This is a genomic window from Skermanella aerolata KACC 11604, from assembly GCF_000936425.1.
Classification (GTDB): Bacteria; Pseudomonadota; Alphaproteobacteria; order Azospirillales; family Azospirillaceae; genus Skermanella; species Skermanella aerolata.
Genome location: NZ_AVFK01000009.1, coordinates 185,604 through 201,973 on the forward strand (window position 1 = coordinate 185,604; position 16,370 = coordinate 201,973).

Consider the following 16,370-nt stretch of genomic DNA (forward strand, 5'->3'; position numbering starts at 1 on the left):
CCTCCCAAGCGGTGAATCGAATGTCTGGCGAACAGGAACTGGCATTGCAGGCAAAGGCGTGGCCCTTCGAAGAAGCGCGCAAGCTGATCGCGCGCTACAAGGGCAAAGCGCCGGCCAAAGGCTATGTCCTGTTCGAGACCGGATACGGACCGTCGGGCCTGCCGCATATCGGCACCTTCGGCGAAGTCGCCCGCACGACCATGGTGCGCCGGGCGTTCCAGGTGATGGCCCCCGACGTGCCGACCCGCCTGTTCGCCTTCTCCGACGATATGGACGGCCTGCGCAAGGTGCCGGACAACATCCCGAACCAGGAGATGGTGCGCGAGCACCTGGGCAAGCCGCTGACCAAGGTGCCGGACCCGTTCGGCAAGTTCGAAAGCTTCGGCCACCACAACAATGCGATGCTGCGGGGATTCCTCGACAGCTTCGGGTTCGAGTACGAGTTCCAGTCGGCGACTGACTGGTACGGCTCCGGCCGGTTCGACGAGGCGCTGCTGACGGTGCTGCGGAACTACGATGCCGTCATGAAGGTGATGCTGCCGTCGCTCCGCGAGGAGCGGGCATCCACCTACAGCCCCTTCCTGCCGATCTCGCCGACCTCCGGCCGGGTGCTCCAGGTGCCGATCCTGGAACACAACGCCGATGCCGGGACCATCGTGTTCGAGGACGAAGACGGCCAGAAGAAGGAAGTTCCTGTCACCGGCGGCAACACCAAGCTCCAGTGGAAGCCCGACTGGGGCATGCGCTGGCACGCGCTGGGCGTCGATTACGAGATGTCCGGCAAGGACCTGATCCCGTCGGTCGAGTTGGCGGGCAAGATCTGCCGCATCCTCGGCACCCAGCCGCCGGAAGGCTTCAACTACGAGCTTTTTCTGGACGACAAGGGTCAGAAGATCTCCAAGTCGAAGGGCAACGGGCTGTCGGTCGAGGAATGGCTTCGCTATGCCCCGCCGGAAAGCCTGTCGCTTTACATGTTCCAGAAGCCCCGCGTGGCGAAGCGGCTGTATTTCGACGTGATCCCGCGCGCGGTAGACGAGTATTTGGCGTTCGTGTCCAAGTTCCCGTCGGAGGAACCGGCGCGGAAGTTCGAGAACCCCGGCTGGCACATCCACAGCGGCAAGGTGCCCGCCGCCCGCAGCGACCTCAGCTACAATATCCTGCTGAACCTCGCCGGTGTCGCCAATGCCGAGAGCAAGGACGTGCTATGGGGCTTCATCAGCCGCTATGCGCCCGAGGCCAATCCGCAGAGCGCGCCGTTCCTGGACCGGCTGGTGCAGTACGCGATCAACTACTACCAGGACTTCGTCAAGCCGACGAAACGCTACCGGGCGCCGAACGAGGCCGAACGGGCGGCACTGACCGAGTTGCGCGACGAGTTGGGCAAGCTGCCGGCCGGAGCGAAGGCTGAGGAGATCCAGTTCCAGGTCTATGAGATCGGCAAGCGCCACGGCTTCACCGACCTGAAAAGCTGGTTCCAGGCGCTCTATGAGGTCCTGCTGGGCCAGACCCAAGGGCCGCGCATGGGCAGCTTCATCGAACTGTACGGGATCGAAAACACCCGCACGCTGATCGCCGAAGCCCTGGAGCGCAGCCCGGAGCCGCAGCCCGCCGAGTGAGGCGGACCGGCGGATACCCTTGGCATCCGTGCGGGGCTCGCCCACATTAGTGTTCTGCCTTATGATGGCGCCTGAGTTCAGGCGTCATCCCCGCGGCACCCCGTTCCGGAGTCTTGTATGAGCACGCTCGCCGTTACCGACGACATCTTCTTCAACCGCGCCGGCCTCGACCGCACCCGTACCGAATCGATCGTGTCCGATGCTTTGTCGGGGGCCGACGACGGTGAGCTGTATCTCGAGTACAGCCAGTCGGAAAGTCTGGCCTGGGACGACGGTAAGCTGAAGAGCGCCAGCTTCGACACCAGCCAGGGCTTCGGCCTGCGCGCGATTTCGGGCGAGGCGACCGGCTATGCCCATGCCTCGACCTTGTCGGAAGACGCGATCAAGCGGGCGGCCGAAACGGTCCGCGCCGTTCATGCCGGCCACAGCGGCACTATGGCGGAACCTCCGACCGGCACCAACCGGGCGCTCTACGAGGCGATCAACCCGCTGGCCCTGGTCGATTTCGAGACCAAGGTCAAGCTGCTGGCGGACATCGACGCCTATGCCCGCGCCCGCGACCCGCGCGTGCGTCAGGTCTCGGCTTCGGTCGGAGGCGAGTGGCAGGCGGTGCAGATCATCCGTGCCGACGGCCTGCGCGTCTCCGACGTCCGCCCGCTGGTTCGCCTGAACATCTCCGTCGTGGTGGCGGACGGCGACCGGATGGAGAGCGGCGGTCACGGCGTCGGCGGCCGGACCAGTTACGAGGCCTATTTCGACCCAGCCGCGTGGCAGGGTCAGGTGGACGAGGCGCTGCGTCAGGCGCTGGTCAACCTCGACAGCGTCGCGGCCCCTGCCGGCGAGATGACCGTCGTGCTCGGCAACGGCTGGCCTGGTATCCTACTGCACGAAGCGATCGGCCACGGGCTGGAAGGCGACTTCAACCGCAAGAAGACATCAGCCTTCGCTGGTCTGCTCGGCCAGCGCATCGCGTCGCCCGGCGTCACCGTGGTCGATGACGGCACGATCGAGGGCCGGCGCGGTTCGCTGACGGTGGACGACGAGGGGACACCCAGCCAGTCCACGACGCTGATCGAGGACGGCATTCTGGTCGGCTTCATGCAGGACCGCATGAATGCGCGCCTGATGGGCGTCAAGCCGACCGGCAACGGCCGGCGCCAGAGCTTCGGCCACCATCCGATGCCGCGCATGACCAACACGGTGATGCGCTCCGGCGACAAGACGCCGGAGGAGATCATCCGCTCCGTCAAGAAGGGCCTCTACGCCGTCAACTTCGGCGGCGGCCAAGTCGACATCACGTCGGGCAAGTTCGTCTTCTCCGCGTCGGAAGCCTACCTGATCGAGGACGGCAAGGTCGGTCCCGCCGTCAAGGGCGCCACCCTGATCGGCAACGGCGCCGACGCGCTGACCAAGGTCAGCATGATCGGCAACGACATGGCGCTGGACCCCGGTATCGGCACCTGCGGCAAGGAAGGCCAGGGCGTGCCGGTCGGCGTCGGCCAGCCGACCCTGCGGATCGATGGTTTGACCGTAGGCGGCACGGCGGCGTAACGGCTTTCTATTGAAATCATCCCTGCCCCGAAGCTTGGCGTCACCGCCGTGACGCCAAGCCTCTACGTTTTTGACGTTGGGTGGTCGATAAAACGGGGGGTTCACAAATTTTGCATTGAAGTGCAATCCGGTGCTGGACAGGGGGCCGAAATTTTCCTAAAAGCACGGCCCGGCGGTACTGCTTCTTCCTGTGCCGTCCAGGATGCCCAGGTAGCTCAGTTGGTAGAGCAGGGGACTGAAAATCCCCGTGTCGGCGGTTCAAATCCGTCCCTGGGCACCATTTTTCGGAAATTTCCGATTCCCCAAAAAAATCAGTAGTTCGCCAAATCGGCATCGGCGAACGCCGGCATTCCGATGCGCTCGTTTGGGAAAATCGCTCGTACGGTCGTTCCGACCCCTGGTTCGCTTTCGATTGCAAGCCGGCCGCCATGGCGGTCCATCAAACGCGTCGCGAGCCGCAGACCAATTCCCATTCCCCCGGCACTATGGGCCTTCACCGGGTCCAGCAACGTGAATCGCTCCAGGATGGTCGTCAGCCTATCGGCGGCGATGCCGACGCCTGTGTCGCGGACGACAATGGAGAGGCTGGAAGAAGGCTCGTCCGATGTCTCGGCTGTCATTATAATTTCGCCGTGTTGCGTGAACTTGACGGCGTTGGACAGCAGCACCCTGACTACTCTTCTCACCGCCCACTCGTCCGCCCAGAGAACCGGGGTTTCCGGCGGAATCTCGACCTTCAGCGACGTGCCCCGCTTTGCCGCCGCGGGCGCCGCCGTCCTCCAGGTGTCGCGAAGGATGTAGTCGAGGTCGACGGACTGCTCGTCGAGCGCTGCCGATGCATCTTCCTCCAGGCGGGCCAGATCGATCAGTTCTTCGACCAGCGAAAGCACCTGATGACCGGATTCGTTGATAGCCGCAATGGCGTCGGCGACGCCGCCAGGACCGACGGGTCCCATGATGCCGCCCATCAGCATATCGGAGTAACCAATCACCGCGTTGAGCGGGGTCCGCAATACGTGGCTGGCATGAGCGAGAAGCGTGGACCGTTCATGATCGGCACTCTCTGCGGCATCGCGGGCGGCCCGTAGCGAGGCTTCGAGCATCCGCTGTTCGGTGATGTCGCGAACGATGCCAAGGACATTGCCATCCCTGGACGGTAGCGGCGCCAGGGTCATGCTCCAGATCCTGAGCCCGTCCCCCAGTTCGATGATCTCTTCGCGGGTAAGCGCGACGCCGAGTTCGACGCACTCTCGATAGTGCCGCATGAGACTGATGGAGATTCGCTCGGGAACGGCCTCGGCGGAGGCTCCGCACAGTCCCGCAATAACGGGCAATCCGCTGATTTCCGCATAAGCCGCGTTACGAGCCTGATAGACCAGATCGCCGGTGGTCTTGAGACTGACGACGAACAAGGCTTCGGGTGAATACTCGAAATAAGTCCGGAAACCTTCTCGCTCCGCGCAGGTGCCCTCCGGGCAGTCCGCTTCGAACTCCCTGCCCTGCCGAGGTCCTTCCGCGATTTCCGCCGTTCCGAACACACCAGCGACGGTTCCGTCGGCTGCGAACTCGACTTCCCCGTCGAGAACGATCCACATCAGTCTACCATCGGGACGGATGATACGCACCGAATCGCAAAGAGCCGGCGGGATGGCTGCCGGGCCGGTACAGGCAAGTGATCTCAGGGCGACTCCGTCATCGGGATGCACCATGGCAAGGAACTCCCGGAACGACAGGCGAGCCATTCGGCCTTTACCAAGGATGTCGCAGAATCCATGCGATATCTTCATGAGCATGGTATCCGTGTCGAGCAGCCAGTATCCCCGCAGAAACGGACCTTCAGGGACTTGCAACGATCCGCCACAGACTGACTCCGGTGCCAGGATCAACCTCCCCATCTATGGCGCGCTCCCGAATACAGCTGGTCGGCATTCTTGACCGAAGCGATCAACGTGTTCAGCCAGCCTGGAGTCACTTGCTCGCGACGACACACATAGGCATATCCCAGCATATGAAAGATTCTATTAAAACATACTCCTATCTATGATGCCGTTGCCGGCGTTTCATAGACCCTGGTCGACAGGGTTTGCCTGCCAATAGGCGCGGAGGAATTCGACAACCATGTCGATCGCTTCAATCTTCCTATGTTTCCGGCTGCTCTCGGTCGGATTCACGTCGTTGTTGGCGAGAATTGCGTAAACCAGCGGTAGGGCATCATTGTCGTAACTGTACCGATGGTCATAATGGACTCCCAAGTACGTGCCGCCATCGAGACTCCAACTCGATCTCGCGCTGGGCCCGTCCGATACCGGCGTAACGCTCACGCATCTCCCCAGCGATAGAGTTCAGATCGTCCGCCGCCTGCATTGGGACCTGGAGGTCGACACGGACGATCTCTTGCCCGTTTATTTGGAGGTGCCGGTACCGCCGGACACGCCGCACTGCCGTTCGGTCGGTCATCGCCGCCCTGCTCCCAAGTTTTTCGGATTGTCACGTGACCGGATTACGTCAGCAAGGTTTTTCCGCAACTTGACCGCTGGACAGCATGGCCGATCTTGCCTATAAGCACGGCCTTGCCTCGCGGGTTGGCGCTTCTCGCCCCTGCGGATCCCGGCAGCGCCCAGGTAGCTCAGTTGGTAGAGCAGGGGACTGAAAATCCCCGTGTCGGCGGTTCAAATCCGTCCCTGGGCACCATTCCTTTCCCGACCGCTCGGATTGCGATCCAACCCTACCGTGGAACTGCGGCTGCGCAATGCCTGTTACCGGATCGTGCCTGCCCTTTCCGGACGATGGTATTCAGGGTTTCGAAAGGGTCCGTGATAAGGAATACAAGCAACGTACAAGCGCGTTAACTCTGTGTTCATTCGAAATCTTAGTGAAAATTATTATAGTATGTCATTAAAGTGGCCCATTGTTGCGCGTGAAACGTCAAATCTTTCAACTTCCATCACGAAGAGGCTAGCAATCCATTGGAGACCGTGTATGCTTCTGGAGTTATAGTCTGAAAGACATGGGAGCACGTCACGATGGTGAACGAGAATCACATTCAGGCTCTACGCGACCGCCATGCTCTCCTCGACAGGCAGATCGAGGCCCTCCAAAAGCAACCCGGCTCCGAAGATACCGACATCAAGAAGCTCAAGTTCGACAAGTTGCGCGTAAAGGACGAGCTGACCAGGCTCGCACAGCACTAACAAAGGGCGACCAGCCTTTTGAATGCCCTGCGGCCGCCCGGCGGACGTTTGGAGCCGGTCCGCCGCAGGGCGACATCCCTCCCCCACCCTACACTCACTTCCAATACTTCGAATTCCATCATCGAAGCGCGCCACCCTCATGACTGATGGGCGGTCGGACGATGCGCTCGAGTTGAAGGAATGCGCAGAACGCCTTATCGATCAAGGAGTTTGGCGAAAGCCGCCATCGCTCCGACCGCGACTGCCAGGATGCCGAGCGCTCCTGGCAAGCCGATCCATTCCGCCGCAAACCCGACCATGGGAGGACCGGCCAGGAAGCCGCTGTAGCCGGCCGTCGTCACCGCCGCGATCGCGGCTCCCGGCGACATTCCGGGCGTGCGTCCAGCGGCACTGAACAGGATCGGTACGATATTGGCGAGGCCCAGGCCGACAAGGCCGAAGCCCAGGATCGCGGCCAGCGGGTCGTGAAGCAGCAAGGCGCCGCCAAGGCCGATCGCGGCCACCAGCGAGCCCCACCCGACCATCGCCACGGGACCGAAGGCGGTGACCAGACGATCCCCGGTCAGCCTGCCGATCGACATGGTTGCGGAGAAAACGGCAAATCCCGCCGCTGCCAGTCCTGCCTCCGCGCCAAGGTCGAGGCGAAGGTAGACGGCGGTCCAATCGCCCATGGCGCCTTCGGTCATCAGGATGAAGAATCCCATGGCCCCGAGCACCAGCAGGCGACCGCGCGGCAAAACGAAATGCGCCCCGTCCCCTCCGCTGTCCACCGCATGGGGCAACAGGAAGCGCGCCGTCGCCAGCATCACCGCAAGTCCCAGCAGCGCGATGACGCCGACATGGGCAATGGGTGATACACCCAGCGGCAGAAGCACGACGGCGCTGCCCGCCCCTATTATGCCGCCGATACTGAACATGGCATGGAGCGACGACATGATGGGACGGCCGATCAACCGCTCGACCGCAACGCCATGGGCGTTCATCGATACGTCCATGGCGCCGTTGAACATCCCGAACAGCACGAGCGCCGCCACCAGAGCCGGCAGTGACGGAGCGAGCAGCGGCAGCGGGATGACGGCGCAGTAGAGCGATCCCGCCACCAGCGCCACGATACGGCTGCCATGCCGCGCCACCATCCAGCCGGCGACCGGCATGGATATCAGCGATCCGATCGCGATAGCGAGCAGCGCCAGTCCCAGGACACCGGGACTGAGGGCCAGTTTCTGCTGGACGGTCGGAATGTGCGGAACCCAACTGGCGAAGGCGGTGCCGTTGACCAGAAAGATGGCGGCGACCGCGATCCTGGCCTGAGCCGGTTTCATCGCTTCGGAGTCGCTCACAGCGTCCACGACGGCTCCCATCCGGCTCGGGTCAGGGGTGTGGCCGGCAAGGCTAGGTTTTCGGGAATCTGTGGGACGCTCATCTATGAAATCTTCTCCAGGCCATTCTAAAGGGTACCGGATCGGCATCCTGTCGTGAACGAACGGCGCGACCATAGGTCGGCGGAGTTAACTCCGATATGCCAATTATATCACAACGGCAGTAATCAGGCTCGTGGCAGATAAGCGCGTAGGAAGGCCTCAACGGCATCTTTCACAACCTTATCTACGTCCCCTTGCGCAACGCCTTCTTTCACCCCGAACAGAACGTGCAGATGCACCGGAGTTTGAAACATCCCGATCAGGTGCTCCGCCGCCCGCATGGGGGCCTCGATGTCGAGCTGCCCGCGCGCCGCCTTCTTCGCAAGAAAGGCGCTCAAGCTCGACCGCATCTGGTTCGGACCGGAGTCGAAGAAGATTCGCCCCAAGTCGGGAAAGCGCACGGCTTCCCCAATGACGACGCGGAAGATGGCGACCGCTTGCGGCGACAGGATCAGCGACAGGAAGTTGCGGCCGATTTCCGACAACGCATCGGTCAAGTCCAGATCGTCGACACTGGGAGCGAGCAGCAGCTGCGACTGTGCCCGGCAGGTATGGCTGACGATGGCCGCGAACAGCTCCTCCTTGCCGCTGAAATGGGCGTAGAGGGTGGCCTTGGAGACATTGGCCGTCCGCGCGATCGCATCCATGCTGGTGGCGCCGAAGCCCTGGCTCGTGAAGAGCTCCTTGGCTGCCACCATGATCTGCGCAGGTTTCGTCCCTTGCTTGAATTCGGCACCGCTTACGGACGCTGTCGGTTCGGTCCGGATATCCGGCGTGGCCGTCGTGGTCATTCCCTTGGCTCCGGCAGAGGTTTCCACCCTAAACTAAACCGTTCAGTTTAATCTTGACAAGACTGTAACTTTAGTTACTTCTGTGAGCAACTGAACTGAACCGTTCAGTTTGATTGCGCCGACACATAGCGGGTGTACCGCTGGCTTGGCGCCTCTTTCGTAGGGTGGCTTGATGCGCAAGGCGGTTCTGGTGGTGGTGGCGCTTGCGGCCGTGGCCGGTGGCGCTTATGGCGGCTGGGAATGGTGGAGCGTCGGCCGGTTCTTCGAGTCCACGGACAACGCCTATGTTCACAGCGACATCACGATCGTCAGCCCCAAGATCGCGGGATACGTATCCGAGATCCGGGTAGCCGAGAACCAGGAGGTCGCGGCCGGGGACGTGCTGGTCGTCCTGGACGACGCCGAATACCGCGCCCAGGCTGGACAGGCCGAAGCGGCGGCGGAAGCGGCCCAGGCCGCGATCGGCAGCATCGACAGCCGCATCGTTCTCGAACACTCCATGATCGCCCAGAGCGTCGCCTCGGTCGCCAGCGCCGAGGCCGACCTGCACCGCGCTCGGCAGGATTACGAGCGGGTCAAGAGCCTGGTCACCGGCGACAACGTCAGCAAGCAGCGCTACGACACGGCGGAAGCCGACCTGCGCAAGGCGGAGGCCGCCGTCAACAAGGCGGTGGCGGCGCAGGCCGCCGAGGGCGACCAGCTCGGCGTGCTCCAGGCATCCCGCAAGGAAGCGGAAGCGAAGCTGCGTCAGGCCGTCGCCAACCGGGACCTTTCCCACGACAACCTGCGGCACGCCGTGATCCGGGCGCCCGTCGATGGCGTGATCGGCAACAAGGGCGTCCAACTGGGACAATACGTCAAGGCGGGTACCGCGATGCTGGCGGTGGTGCCGCTGCCGGACGTCTATATCGTCGCGAACTTCAAGGAAACCCAGCTTGCCGGGATGAGGCGCGGCCAGCCGGTCGAACTTTCGGTCGATGCCTTCCCCAACCACACCTTGCATGGCACCGTGGACAGCTTCGCCCCGGCCAGCGGCGCCCAGTTCAGCCTGCTGCCGCCGGAGAACGCCACAGGCAACTTCACCAAGGTGGTCCAGCGCATCCCCGTCCGCATCGCGGTGGCGACCGACAACCCGCTGTCCGGCCTGCTCAGGCCGGGGCTGTCGGTCGAAGTGTCCGTGGATACCCGCGCCGAGGGTGTCGGGCCGCTGGCAGCCGGCGGTATCTTCGGAACGGCGGCGGCTGCCGAGCCGGCTACCCGGTAATGACCGCCGCGCACGCTCCGCGTGCCGTCACGGCACGGGACTGGATCGGCTTCTTCGCGATGGTCGTCGGCATGTTCATGGCGATCCTGGACATCCAGATCGTGTCGAGCAGCCTTGCCGAGATCCAGGCCGGCGTGTCGGCCAGCGCCGACGAAATAAGCTGGGTCCAGACGTCCTACCTGATCGCCGAGGTCATCATGATCCCGCTGTCGGGCATCCTGGCAAGGGTCCTGTCGACGCGCTGGGTCTTCGTCGTATCGGCGACCGGGTTCACCTGCATGAGCCTGGCCTGTGCCCTGGCCTGGAACATCGAGTCGCTGATCGTCTTCCGGGCGCTCCAGGGCTTCCTGGGCGGGGCGATGATCCCGACCGTCTTCGCGACCAGCTTCTCCCTGTTCCCGCCCGAAAAGCGGGCCGGCGTATCCGTCATGATCGGTCTGGTCGCCACCATGGCGCCGACCCTGGGACCGACGCTGGGCGGCTACCTGACCCAGAGCCTGTCGTGGCACTGGCTGTTCCTGATCAACGTGGTGCCGGGGCTGCTGGTCACGGGGCTGGTCTGGACCTTCGTCAATGTCGACAAGGCCGACCTGTCGGTGCTGAAGGGCTTCGATCTGGCCGGCTTGCTGTTCATGGCGCTGTTCCTGGGCACGCTCGAGTTCGTGGTCGAGGAAGGTCCGCGCAACGACTGGTTCGAAGACCATGCGATCGCCGCCGGCGCCGTGGTCTGCGTGGCCAGCGGCGTGCTGTTCTTCTGGCGCGTCCTGACCTACCACAACCCGATCGTCGGGCTGCGCGCCTTCAAGGACCGGAATTTCGCGATCGGCTGCCTGTTCAGCTTCGTGATAGGCGTCGGGTTGTATGGCTCCGTCTATATCATGCCGCTGTTCCTGGGACAGATCCGGGGGTTGAACAGCCTTCAGATCGGCATGGTCATGTTCGTCACCGGCATGTTCCAGTTCATGTCGGCACCGGTCGCGGGCATGATGTCGAAGAAACTAGACCTGCGCCTGATGCTCGCCATCGGACTTGGGATGTTCGGTAGCGGGATCTATCTGAACTCGATCCTGACGGCGGAGTCCGACTTCTGGGAACTGTTCCTGCCGCAGGCGGTGCGTGGCTTCTCGCTGATGATGTGCTTCATCCCGGTCAACACGCTGGCGCTCGGCACGCTGCCGCCGGCCCAGCTCAAGAACGCCAGCGGCCTGTACAACCTGATGCGGAACCTGGGCGGCGCCATCGGTCTGGCCGCCATCAACACGGTGCTGATCGACCGCTATGCCCTTCATATGTCGCGGCTGTCCGACAACGTGACCGTGGCGAGGCCGGGCATCCAGGACATGCTGGACGGGATCGCCGGACGGATGGGGAGCATCATGCAGGGCGACGCCGATCTTGCCGCCTTGAAGGTCGTCCAGGGCATCGTCCACCGCGAGGCGATGGTGCTGACCTTCACCGACTGCCTGCTGGTGATGGCCTGCGTCTTCGCCTTCGCGCTGATGCTGACGCCGCTGGTACGGAAGCCGCGCCAGACCGTCCCGGCGGATCATTGAACGGGAAAACTCTCGTTTCAGGACTGAAATAGAAAGTTATGCTCTAATAAGTAGACAAAAAGAAGCCTCTCCGCTTATTCCGTGATCCATCACGAAGCGGGAGGCTGGCTTGGACAATCCTGAAATCGGGCAACCGGACGAGACGGCGGATGTGGCGGTGCCGGTCACGTTGACCGTCAACGGCAGGCGCCATGACCTGATGCTCGATCCGCGCGTCACCCTGCTGGACGCCCTGCGGAATTATCTGGGTTTCACAGGCACCAAGAAGGGCTGCGACCAGGGCCAGTGCGGAGCCTGTACTGTCCTGGTGGCGGACCGCCGCATCGACTCCTGCCTGACGCTGGCGGTGATGAACCAGGACGTCCCGATCGTCACGATCGAGGGACTGGGTGCGCCCGAATCGCTCCACCCGATCCAGAAAGCCTTCATCGAGCACGACGGCTTCCAGTGCGGCTACTGCACGTCCGGGCAGATCATGTCGGCGGTGGCGCTGCTGGAGCACGAGAAGCCTCCCGCTTCCGATACCGAGATCCGGGAACGCATGAGCGGCAACCTGTGCCGGTGCGGCGCCTATCCGGGCATCGTCGAAGCGATCAGATGCGTCCGCGACGCCGCCAGGAACCCAGTTGCGGGAGAGGCGGCATGAACCCGTTCCGCTACGTAAAGGCGACATCGCCCGCCGACGCCCTGGCGCGCATGGGCCGGAACCCCGGCGCCCGCTTCGTCGCGGGCGGCACCACCCTGCTCGACCTGATGAAGCTGGGGGTCGAGACGCCGGATGTGCTGATCGACATAAATCATCTCGGCCTCGACGGCATCACCGAGGACCGGCATGGGCTGCATATCGGCGCCCATGTCTCGAACACCGATCTGGCGGAACATGACTCCGTCAAGAAGAAGTGGCCGGTGATGTCGCAGGCGATCCTGGCGGGCGCCTCGACCCAGCTTCGCAACATGGCGACCGTCGGCGGCAACCTGCTTCAGGGCAACCGGTGCGGCTATTTCCGCGACGTGGCGATGCCCTGCAACCGGCGCGATCCCGGAACGGGTTGCGGCGCATTGGGCGAACAGCCCGGCGTCGAAGGGATCAACCGCTACTGCGCCGTGCTGGGCACCAGTCCGTCCTGCATCGCGGCGCATCCGTCAGACATGTGCGTGGCTCTGGTGGCGGTGGACGCCAAGGTGAAGATTTCCAGCCCCGCCTTCGACCGGCTGGAGCGCGCCGAGGACTTCTTCCGGCTGCCGGGCGATACGCCCCAGATCCAGACGCGCCTTGGGCCGGATGAACTGATCACCGGCATCGAGTTGCCGGAACTGCCCGCCGGCGCGCGGTCCATGTACCTGAAGGTACGCGACCGCACGTCCTACGCCTATGCGCTGACATCGGCGGCCGTGGTGCTGACGCTGGACGCAAAAGGCAGGATCGACCACGCCCGCGTGGCGCTAGGGGGAGTAGGCTCGGTCCCATGGCGCTCGCACGAGGCGGAGAACGCGCTGTTGAGCAGCCCGCCGACCGAGGAGGCTTTCCGGGCGGCGGCGGAAGCGGCCTTCGCCGGCGCGGTGCCGTACCAGTACAACGGCTTCAAGATAGCGCTGGGCCAGGACACGCTGGTCCGGGTCCTGAACGAACTTGTGCGTCCCGGCGCCGGAGAGCGGCCATGATCCCGAAGAACGTCATCGGCGCCGGCATCGACCGGGTGGACGGGCCGCTGAAAGTGACCGGCGGCGCGAAGTATGCCGGAGACGTCAGCCTGGACGGCATGGTCTACGCCGTTCCGGTGACGAGCACGATCGCGCGCGGCAACATCGCGTCAATGGACACCAGCGCCGCCGTAAAGGCGCCCGGCGTCCGGATCGTGATGACGCGGGAGAACGCGCCGCCGCTGTTCAAAGGCGGCAACGACTATGACGACGCCTGCCAGTCCGGCGAGGACTGGATGCCGCTCCAGGACGACGAGATCTACTATGACGGCCAGATCATCGGCCTAGTCGTCGCCGATACGCTGGAGCGAGCGATCCACGCCGCCGATCTGGTCGAGACCAGCTACCAGTCCTGCCGGCCGATGGTCGATCTTACCGCAGCCCTGAAGAAGCCGGACGCTACCCAGCCGGCTACGGCGCTGGGTCAGCCGCTTCAGTACGAGCGCGGAGACGTCGATAAGGCACTGGCGAAATCGCCGGTCCGGATCGACCGGACCTACACGACGCCGGTCCAGCACCATAACCCGCTGGAACCGCATGCGTCGGTCGCGGAATGGTCCGACGACGGCAGTTCCCTGACGCTGCACGAGACGAGCCAGTGGGTCGTCAACAGCCGCAATTCGATCGCCCGGATGCTGGGCATCGACCAGTCCAAGGTTACGGTGCGGGTGCTGTCGCCCTTCCTGGGCGGAGGGTTCGGCTCCAAGGGCTATGCCTGGGCCTTCTCGGCGCTGACGGCCGCCGCCGCCCGCGAACTCGGGTGTCCGGTCAAGCTGGTGCTGTCGCGCCGCCAGATGTACAGCCTGAACGGCCACCGGCCGTCCACCACCCAGGCCGTGACGCTGGGGTCGGACCGGCGCGGGCGGCTGAAGGCGACGCGCCATCTGTGCGGCACCTACACGTCCAAGGTGTTCCAGTATATCGAGCCGGTCGTGCTCTCCACCCAACTGCTCTACAAGTGCTCCAGCCTTCGGACCGGGTTCGATCTGGCGCGCATGAATACCGGCACGCCGACCCCGATGCGAGGCCCCGGCGAGACGCCCGGATTGTTCGCGCTGGAATCGGCAATGGACGAACTGGCGTTCGCGACCGGCGTCGATCCGATCGATCTCCGCCGGCTGAACTATGCCGAGCGCGACCCGCGCACCAACAACCGCCAGCGCTGGTCGTCCAAGCACCTGAACGAGTGCTACGACAAGGGCGCCGAGGAGTTCGGCTGGAAGGACCGCCCGAAGAAGCCGGCGAGCCGGCGGGACGGGCGCTGGCTGATCGGCTACGGCATGGCGAGCGCCACGTATCCGGCGCAGAACACGTCTTCCAGCGTCAAGGTCAGCCTGACCGCCGACGGCAGGGCCGAGATCGAGGTCGCCAGCCATGATCTCGGCACCGGCACCTATACGATCCTCTGCCAGTTCGCCGCGAACGAGCTGGGCCTGCCGGTGTCGAAGGTGAGCTGCCGGCTGGCCGATACCTTCCTGCCGCCCAGCCCGTGCGCCGGCGGATCGCAGACGGTCGCCAGCGTCGGTCCCGCCGTGATCGCGGCCTGCAAGAACCTGCTGACGTTCCGTAAAGCCGGCATGCCGGGCGAGGAGACGGTGACGATCCCCGGCAGCCAACCCAACGGCTTCTCCTGGCAGTCCTTCGGCGCGCAGTTCGCGGAGGTGAGGGTCGATGCGGCGTTGGGCCGCATCCGCGTCCACCGCTTCCTGGGCATCTACGATGTCGGTCAAATCATCAACGAAAAGACCGCCCGCAGTCAGGTCCATGGCGGCATCATCCAGGGCATCGGCATGGCGCTGATGGAGGCGACGGCGTTCGATCCGTATTTCGGTCGGGTCATGACGCCCAACCTCGCCGACTATCATTTCCCGGTGAACGCCGATATCCACGGCATCCGCGTGTCGTTCATCGACGAGCCGGACCCGCATTTCGGCCCGATGGGCGCTCGCGGCCTGGGTGAATTGCCGCTGACCGGTGCGGCGGCGGCCGTCGCCAACGCCGTCTTCAACGCCACCGGCATCCGCGTGCGCGACCTGCCGATCCTGCCGGACACGATCCTGGCAAAGGGCTGAAGGATTGTCGGCGGGGAGTGTCCGGCGCTCCCCGCCAAGGCCATTTTCCAAGAACCCGGCCATTTTCGAAGAAGTGGTAGCCGCCGACAGCCATTCCCCCTGTTCACCTATGGTTAATTTTTGCGGGCCTATAAAAAAGGCAGCAACATACCGGGCGCTTAGTGGCGGGCTTCACAGCCGGAAGAACCGGCGTCGGTCAGACTGATCGTATCAGGCACTTAGCCCGCTTACTGTCCCGATGGAGAATTGTGTTATGGCCGCGTCCGTGACCCGCGCCCTCCAGGCGATCAAGCGTTACAACCGTCAACCCGACCAGATAGACAGCATCATCCTTGCTGCCATCAACATTACGCTGTGTCTTGCCTCCGATGGCGACGACAAGGTTGCCGAAGGCTTCAACCAGGATATCGTGACGAACGGCCAGCGCTTCGGCACCTGCCACTGAAGCCGGCGACTGTAGTGCCCATCCGGAACCGGTCCGGCTTGACCGGCGGCAGCTGCCGCAAATGGTCGCGGGTCTAAAAGGCAATGATACCGCTCCTGGACAGGCGCGTACCTATTTCCGCCATATTGATGTAATATTTCCTCCGCTCGAAGCGATTGCCTCTGTCCAGCCTGCCGTTTGCCGCGTCCTTCAGGGACTAATCCACGATACGGCACGATTTTCCAGGCAGAACTCGCGGACATCAAGCCGTTACCACACCGCCGCCACTGCCCCGAAAGATATGGGATACTTCCCCAAGTCTTTACCCGCTCGACATCTGCTTGCCGGACCGGTGATTATTCAACGGTTGCAAGCCCGACCGGACCTCTCCCCCATGCTGCATTGCAATGCCGCACTGCCGCAAACCTGGGCGGGTGCCGTTGACTCGGGTCCCCCATCGGCGTAAATCAAGCCCGCAAAACAAAAATCCGGGTTTTCGCACGAGCCGCGCTCGTCGCAGTGCGGCAGCCCAAGCGAGGATGTCAGATATGTCGAACGGCAGTCGGCCGCTTTCACCCCATCTGCAAATTTACCGACCACAGATCACCACCGTTCTGTCCATTTCTCACCGCATTACCGGTATCGTTCTGTCGGTGGGGGCCATCGTGCTGGTCTGGTGGCTGCTCGCCGCCTCCGGCGGGCCGGAGAGCTACGCGCGGGCTGCCGGGTTCCTGGGATCGTTCTTCGGCCTTCTGTTCCTGTTCGGCTGGACTTATGCCCTGTGGT

Annotated in this window: 13 protein-coding genes and 2 tRNA genes; 12 read left to right on the forward strand and 3 right to left on the reverse strand. The window is 63.6% G+C overall.

Annotated elements, in window-relative coordinates; all coding sequences use genetic code 11:
• Positions 1-20: 20 nt before the first annotated feature.
• The 3 genes from N826_RS14045 to N826_RS14055 all read left to right on the forward strand — a co-directional run bounded on the left by N826_RS14045 (position 21) and on the right by N826_RS14055 (position 3,447).
• On the forward strand, positions 21-1,616 hold the full coding sequence (locus N826_RS14045) for a lysine--tRNA ligase (protein WP_044429701.1): 1,596 nt from the start codon (positions 21-23) through the stop codon (positions 1,614-1,616).
• Between the two features lie 117 nt (positions 1,617-1,733).
• On the forward strand, positions 1,734-3,167 hold the full coding sequence (gene tldD, locus N826_RS14050; protein ID WP_044429703.1) for a metalloprotease TldD: 1,434 nt from the start codon (positions 1,734-1,736) through the stop codon (positions 3,165-3,167).
• A gap of 204 nt (positions 3,168-3,371) precedes the next feature.
• Positions 3,372-3,447: transfer RNA gene (locus N826_RS14055), tRNA-Phe, on the forward strand.
• A gap of 31 nt (positions 3,448-3,478) precedes the next feature.
• Here N826_RS14055 and N826_RS39990 read toward each other — a convergent pair.
• On the reverse strand, positions 3,479-4,954 hold the full coding sequence (locus N826_RS39990) for a sensor histidine kinase (RefSeq protein WP_052831224.1): 1,476 nt from the start codon (positions 4,952-4,954) through the stop codon (positions 3,479-3,481).
• A gap of 828 nt (positions 4,955-5,782) precedes the next feature.
• Here N826_RS39990 and N826_RS14070 point away from each other — a divergent pair.
• Both N826_RS14070 and N826_RS41685 read left to right on the forward strand, forming a co-directional pair.
• A tRNA-Phe gene (locus N826_RS14070) sits at positions 5,783-5,858 on the forward strand.
• Positions 5,859-6,190: 332 nt separating this feature from the next.
• Positions 6,191-6,358, forward strand: a complete 168-nt coding sequence (locus tag N826_RS41685) for a YdcH family protein (protein WP_084720743.1) — start codon at positions 6,191-6,193, stop codon at positions 6,356-6,358.
• Positions 6,359-6,552: 194 nt separating this feature from the next.
• Here N826_RS41685 and N826_RS14075 read toward each other — a convergent pair whose 3' ends face one another.
• Both N826_RS14075 and N826_RS14080 read right to left on the reverse strand, forming a co-directional pair.
• Positions 6,553-7,707, reverse strand: coding sequence for an MFS transporter (locus N826_RS14075; RefSeq protein ID WP_211099278.1), 1,155 nt, complete (start codon positions 7,705-7,707; stop codon positions 6,553-6,555).
• Between the two features lie 197 nt (positions 7,708-7,904).
• On the reverse strand, positions 7,905-8,570 hold the full coding sequence (locus tag N826_RS14080; protein WP_052831225.1) for a TetR/AcrR family transcriptional regulator: 666 nt from the start codon (positions 8,568-8,570) through the stop codon (positions 7,905-7,907).
• Positions 8,571-8,742: 172 nt separating this feature from the next.
• Here N826_RS14080 and N826_RS14085 point away from each other — a divergent pair, with 172 nt between their 5' ends.
• From N826_RS14085 to sdhC, 7 genes are all read left to right on the forward strand, one after another.
• Positions 8,743-9,834 (forward strand): HlyD family secretion protein, encoded by a 1,092-nt coding sequence (locus N826_RS14085; protein WP_044429712.1) that lies wholly within the window; start codon positions 8,743-8,745, stop codon positions 9,832-9,834.
• A complete protein-coding gene (locus N826_RS14090) occupies positions 9,834-11,387 on the forward strand; it encodes a DHA2 family efflux MFS transporter permease subunit (protein WP_044429715.1) in 1,554 nt (517 codons plus the stop codon). Before N826_RS14085 ends, N826_RS14090 begins: the two co-directional genes overlap by 1 nt.
• Before the next feature lie 109 nt (positions 11,388-11,496).
• Positions 11,497-12,033: a (2Fe-2S)-binding protein gene (locus tag N826_RS14095; RefSeq protein WP_052831228.1), complete on the forward strand. Its 537-nt coding sequence runs from the start codon at positions 11,497-11,499 to the stop codon at positions 12,031-12,033.
• On the forward strand, positions 12,030-13,049 hold the full coding sequence (locus N826_RS14100; protein WP_044429717.1) for an FAD binding domain-containing protein: 1,020 nt from the start codon (positions 12,030-12,032) through the stop codon (positions 13,047-13,049). Before N826_RS14095 ends, N826_RS14100 begins: the two co-directional genes overlap by 4 nt.
• Positions 13,046-15,160, forward strand: a complete 2,115-nt coding sequence (locus tag N826_RS14105; protein ID WP_044429719.1) for a xanthine dehydrogenase family protein molybdopterin-binding subunit — start codon at positions 13,046-13,048, stop codon at positions 15,158-15,160. Before N826_RS14100 ends, N826_RS14105 begins: the two co-directional genes overlap by 4 nt.
• Before the next feature lie 253 nt (positions 15,161-15,413).
• Positions 15,414-15,605 carry a hypothetical protein gene (locus N826_RS14110; RefSeq protein WP_044429722.1) on the forward strand — a complete coding sequence of 64 codons (192 nt, stop codon included), beginning with the start codon at positions 15,414-15,416 and terminating at the stop codon, positions 15,603-15,605.
• Between the two features lie 527 nt (positions 15,606-16,132).
• The coding region (gene sdhC, locus N826_RS14115) for a succinate dehydrogenase, cytochrome b556 subunit (protein WP_044429725.1) at positions 16,133-16,370 on the forward strand (238 nt) is incomplete at its 3' end.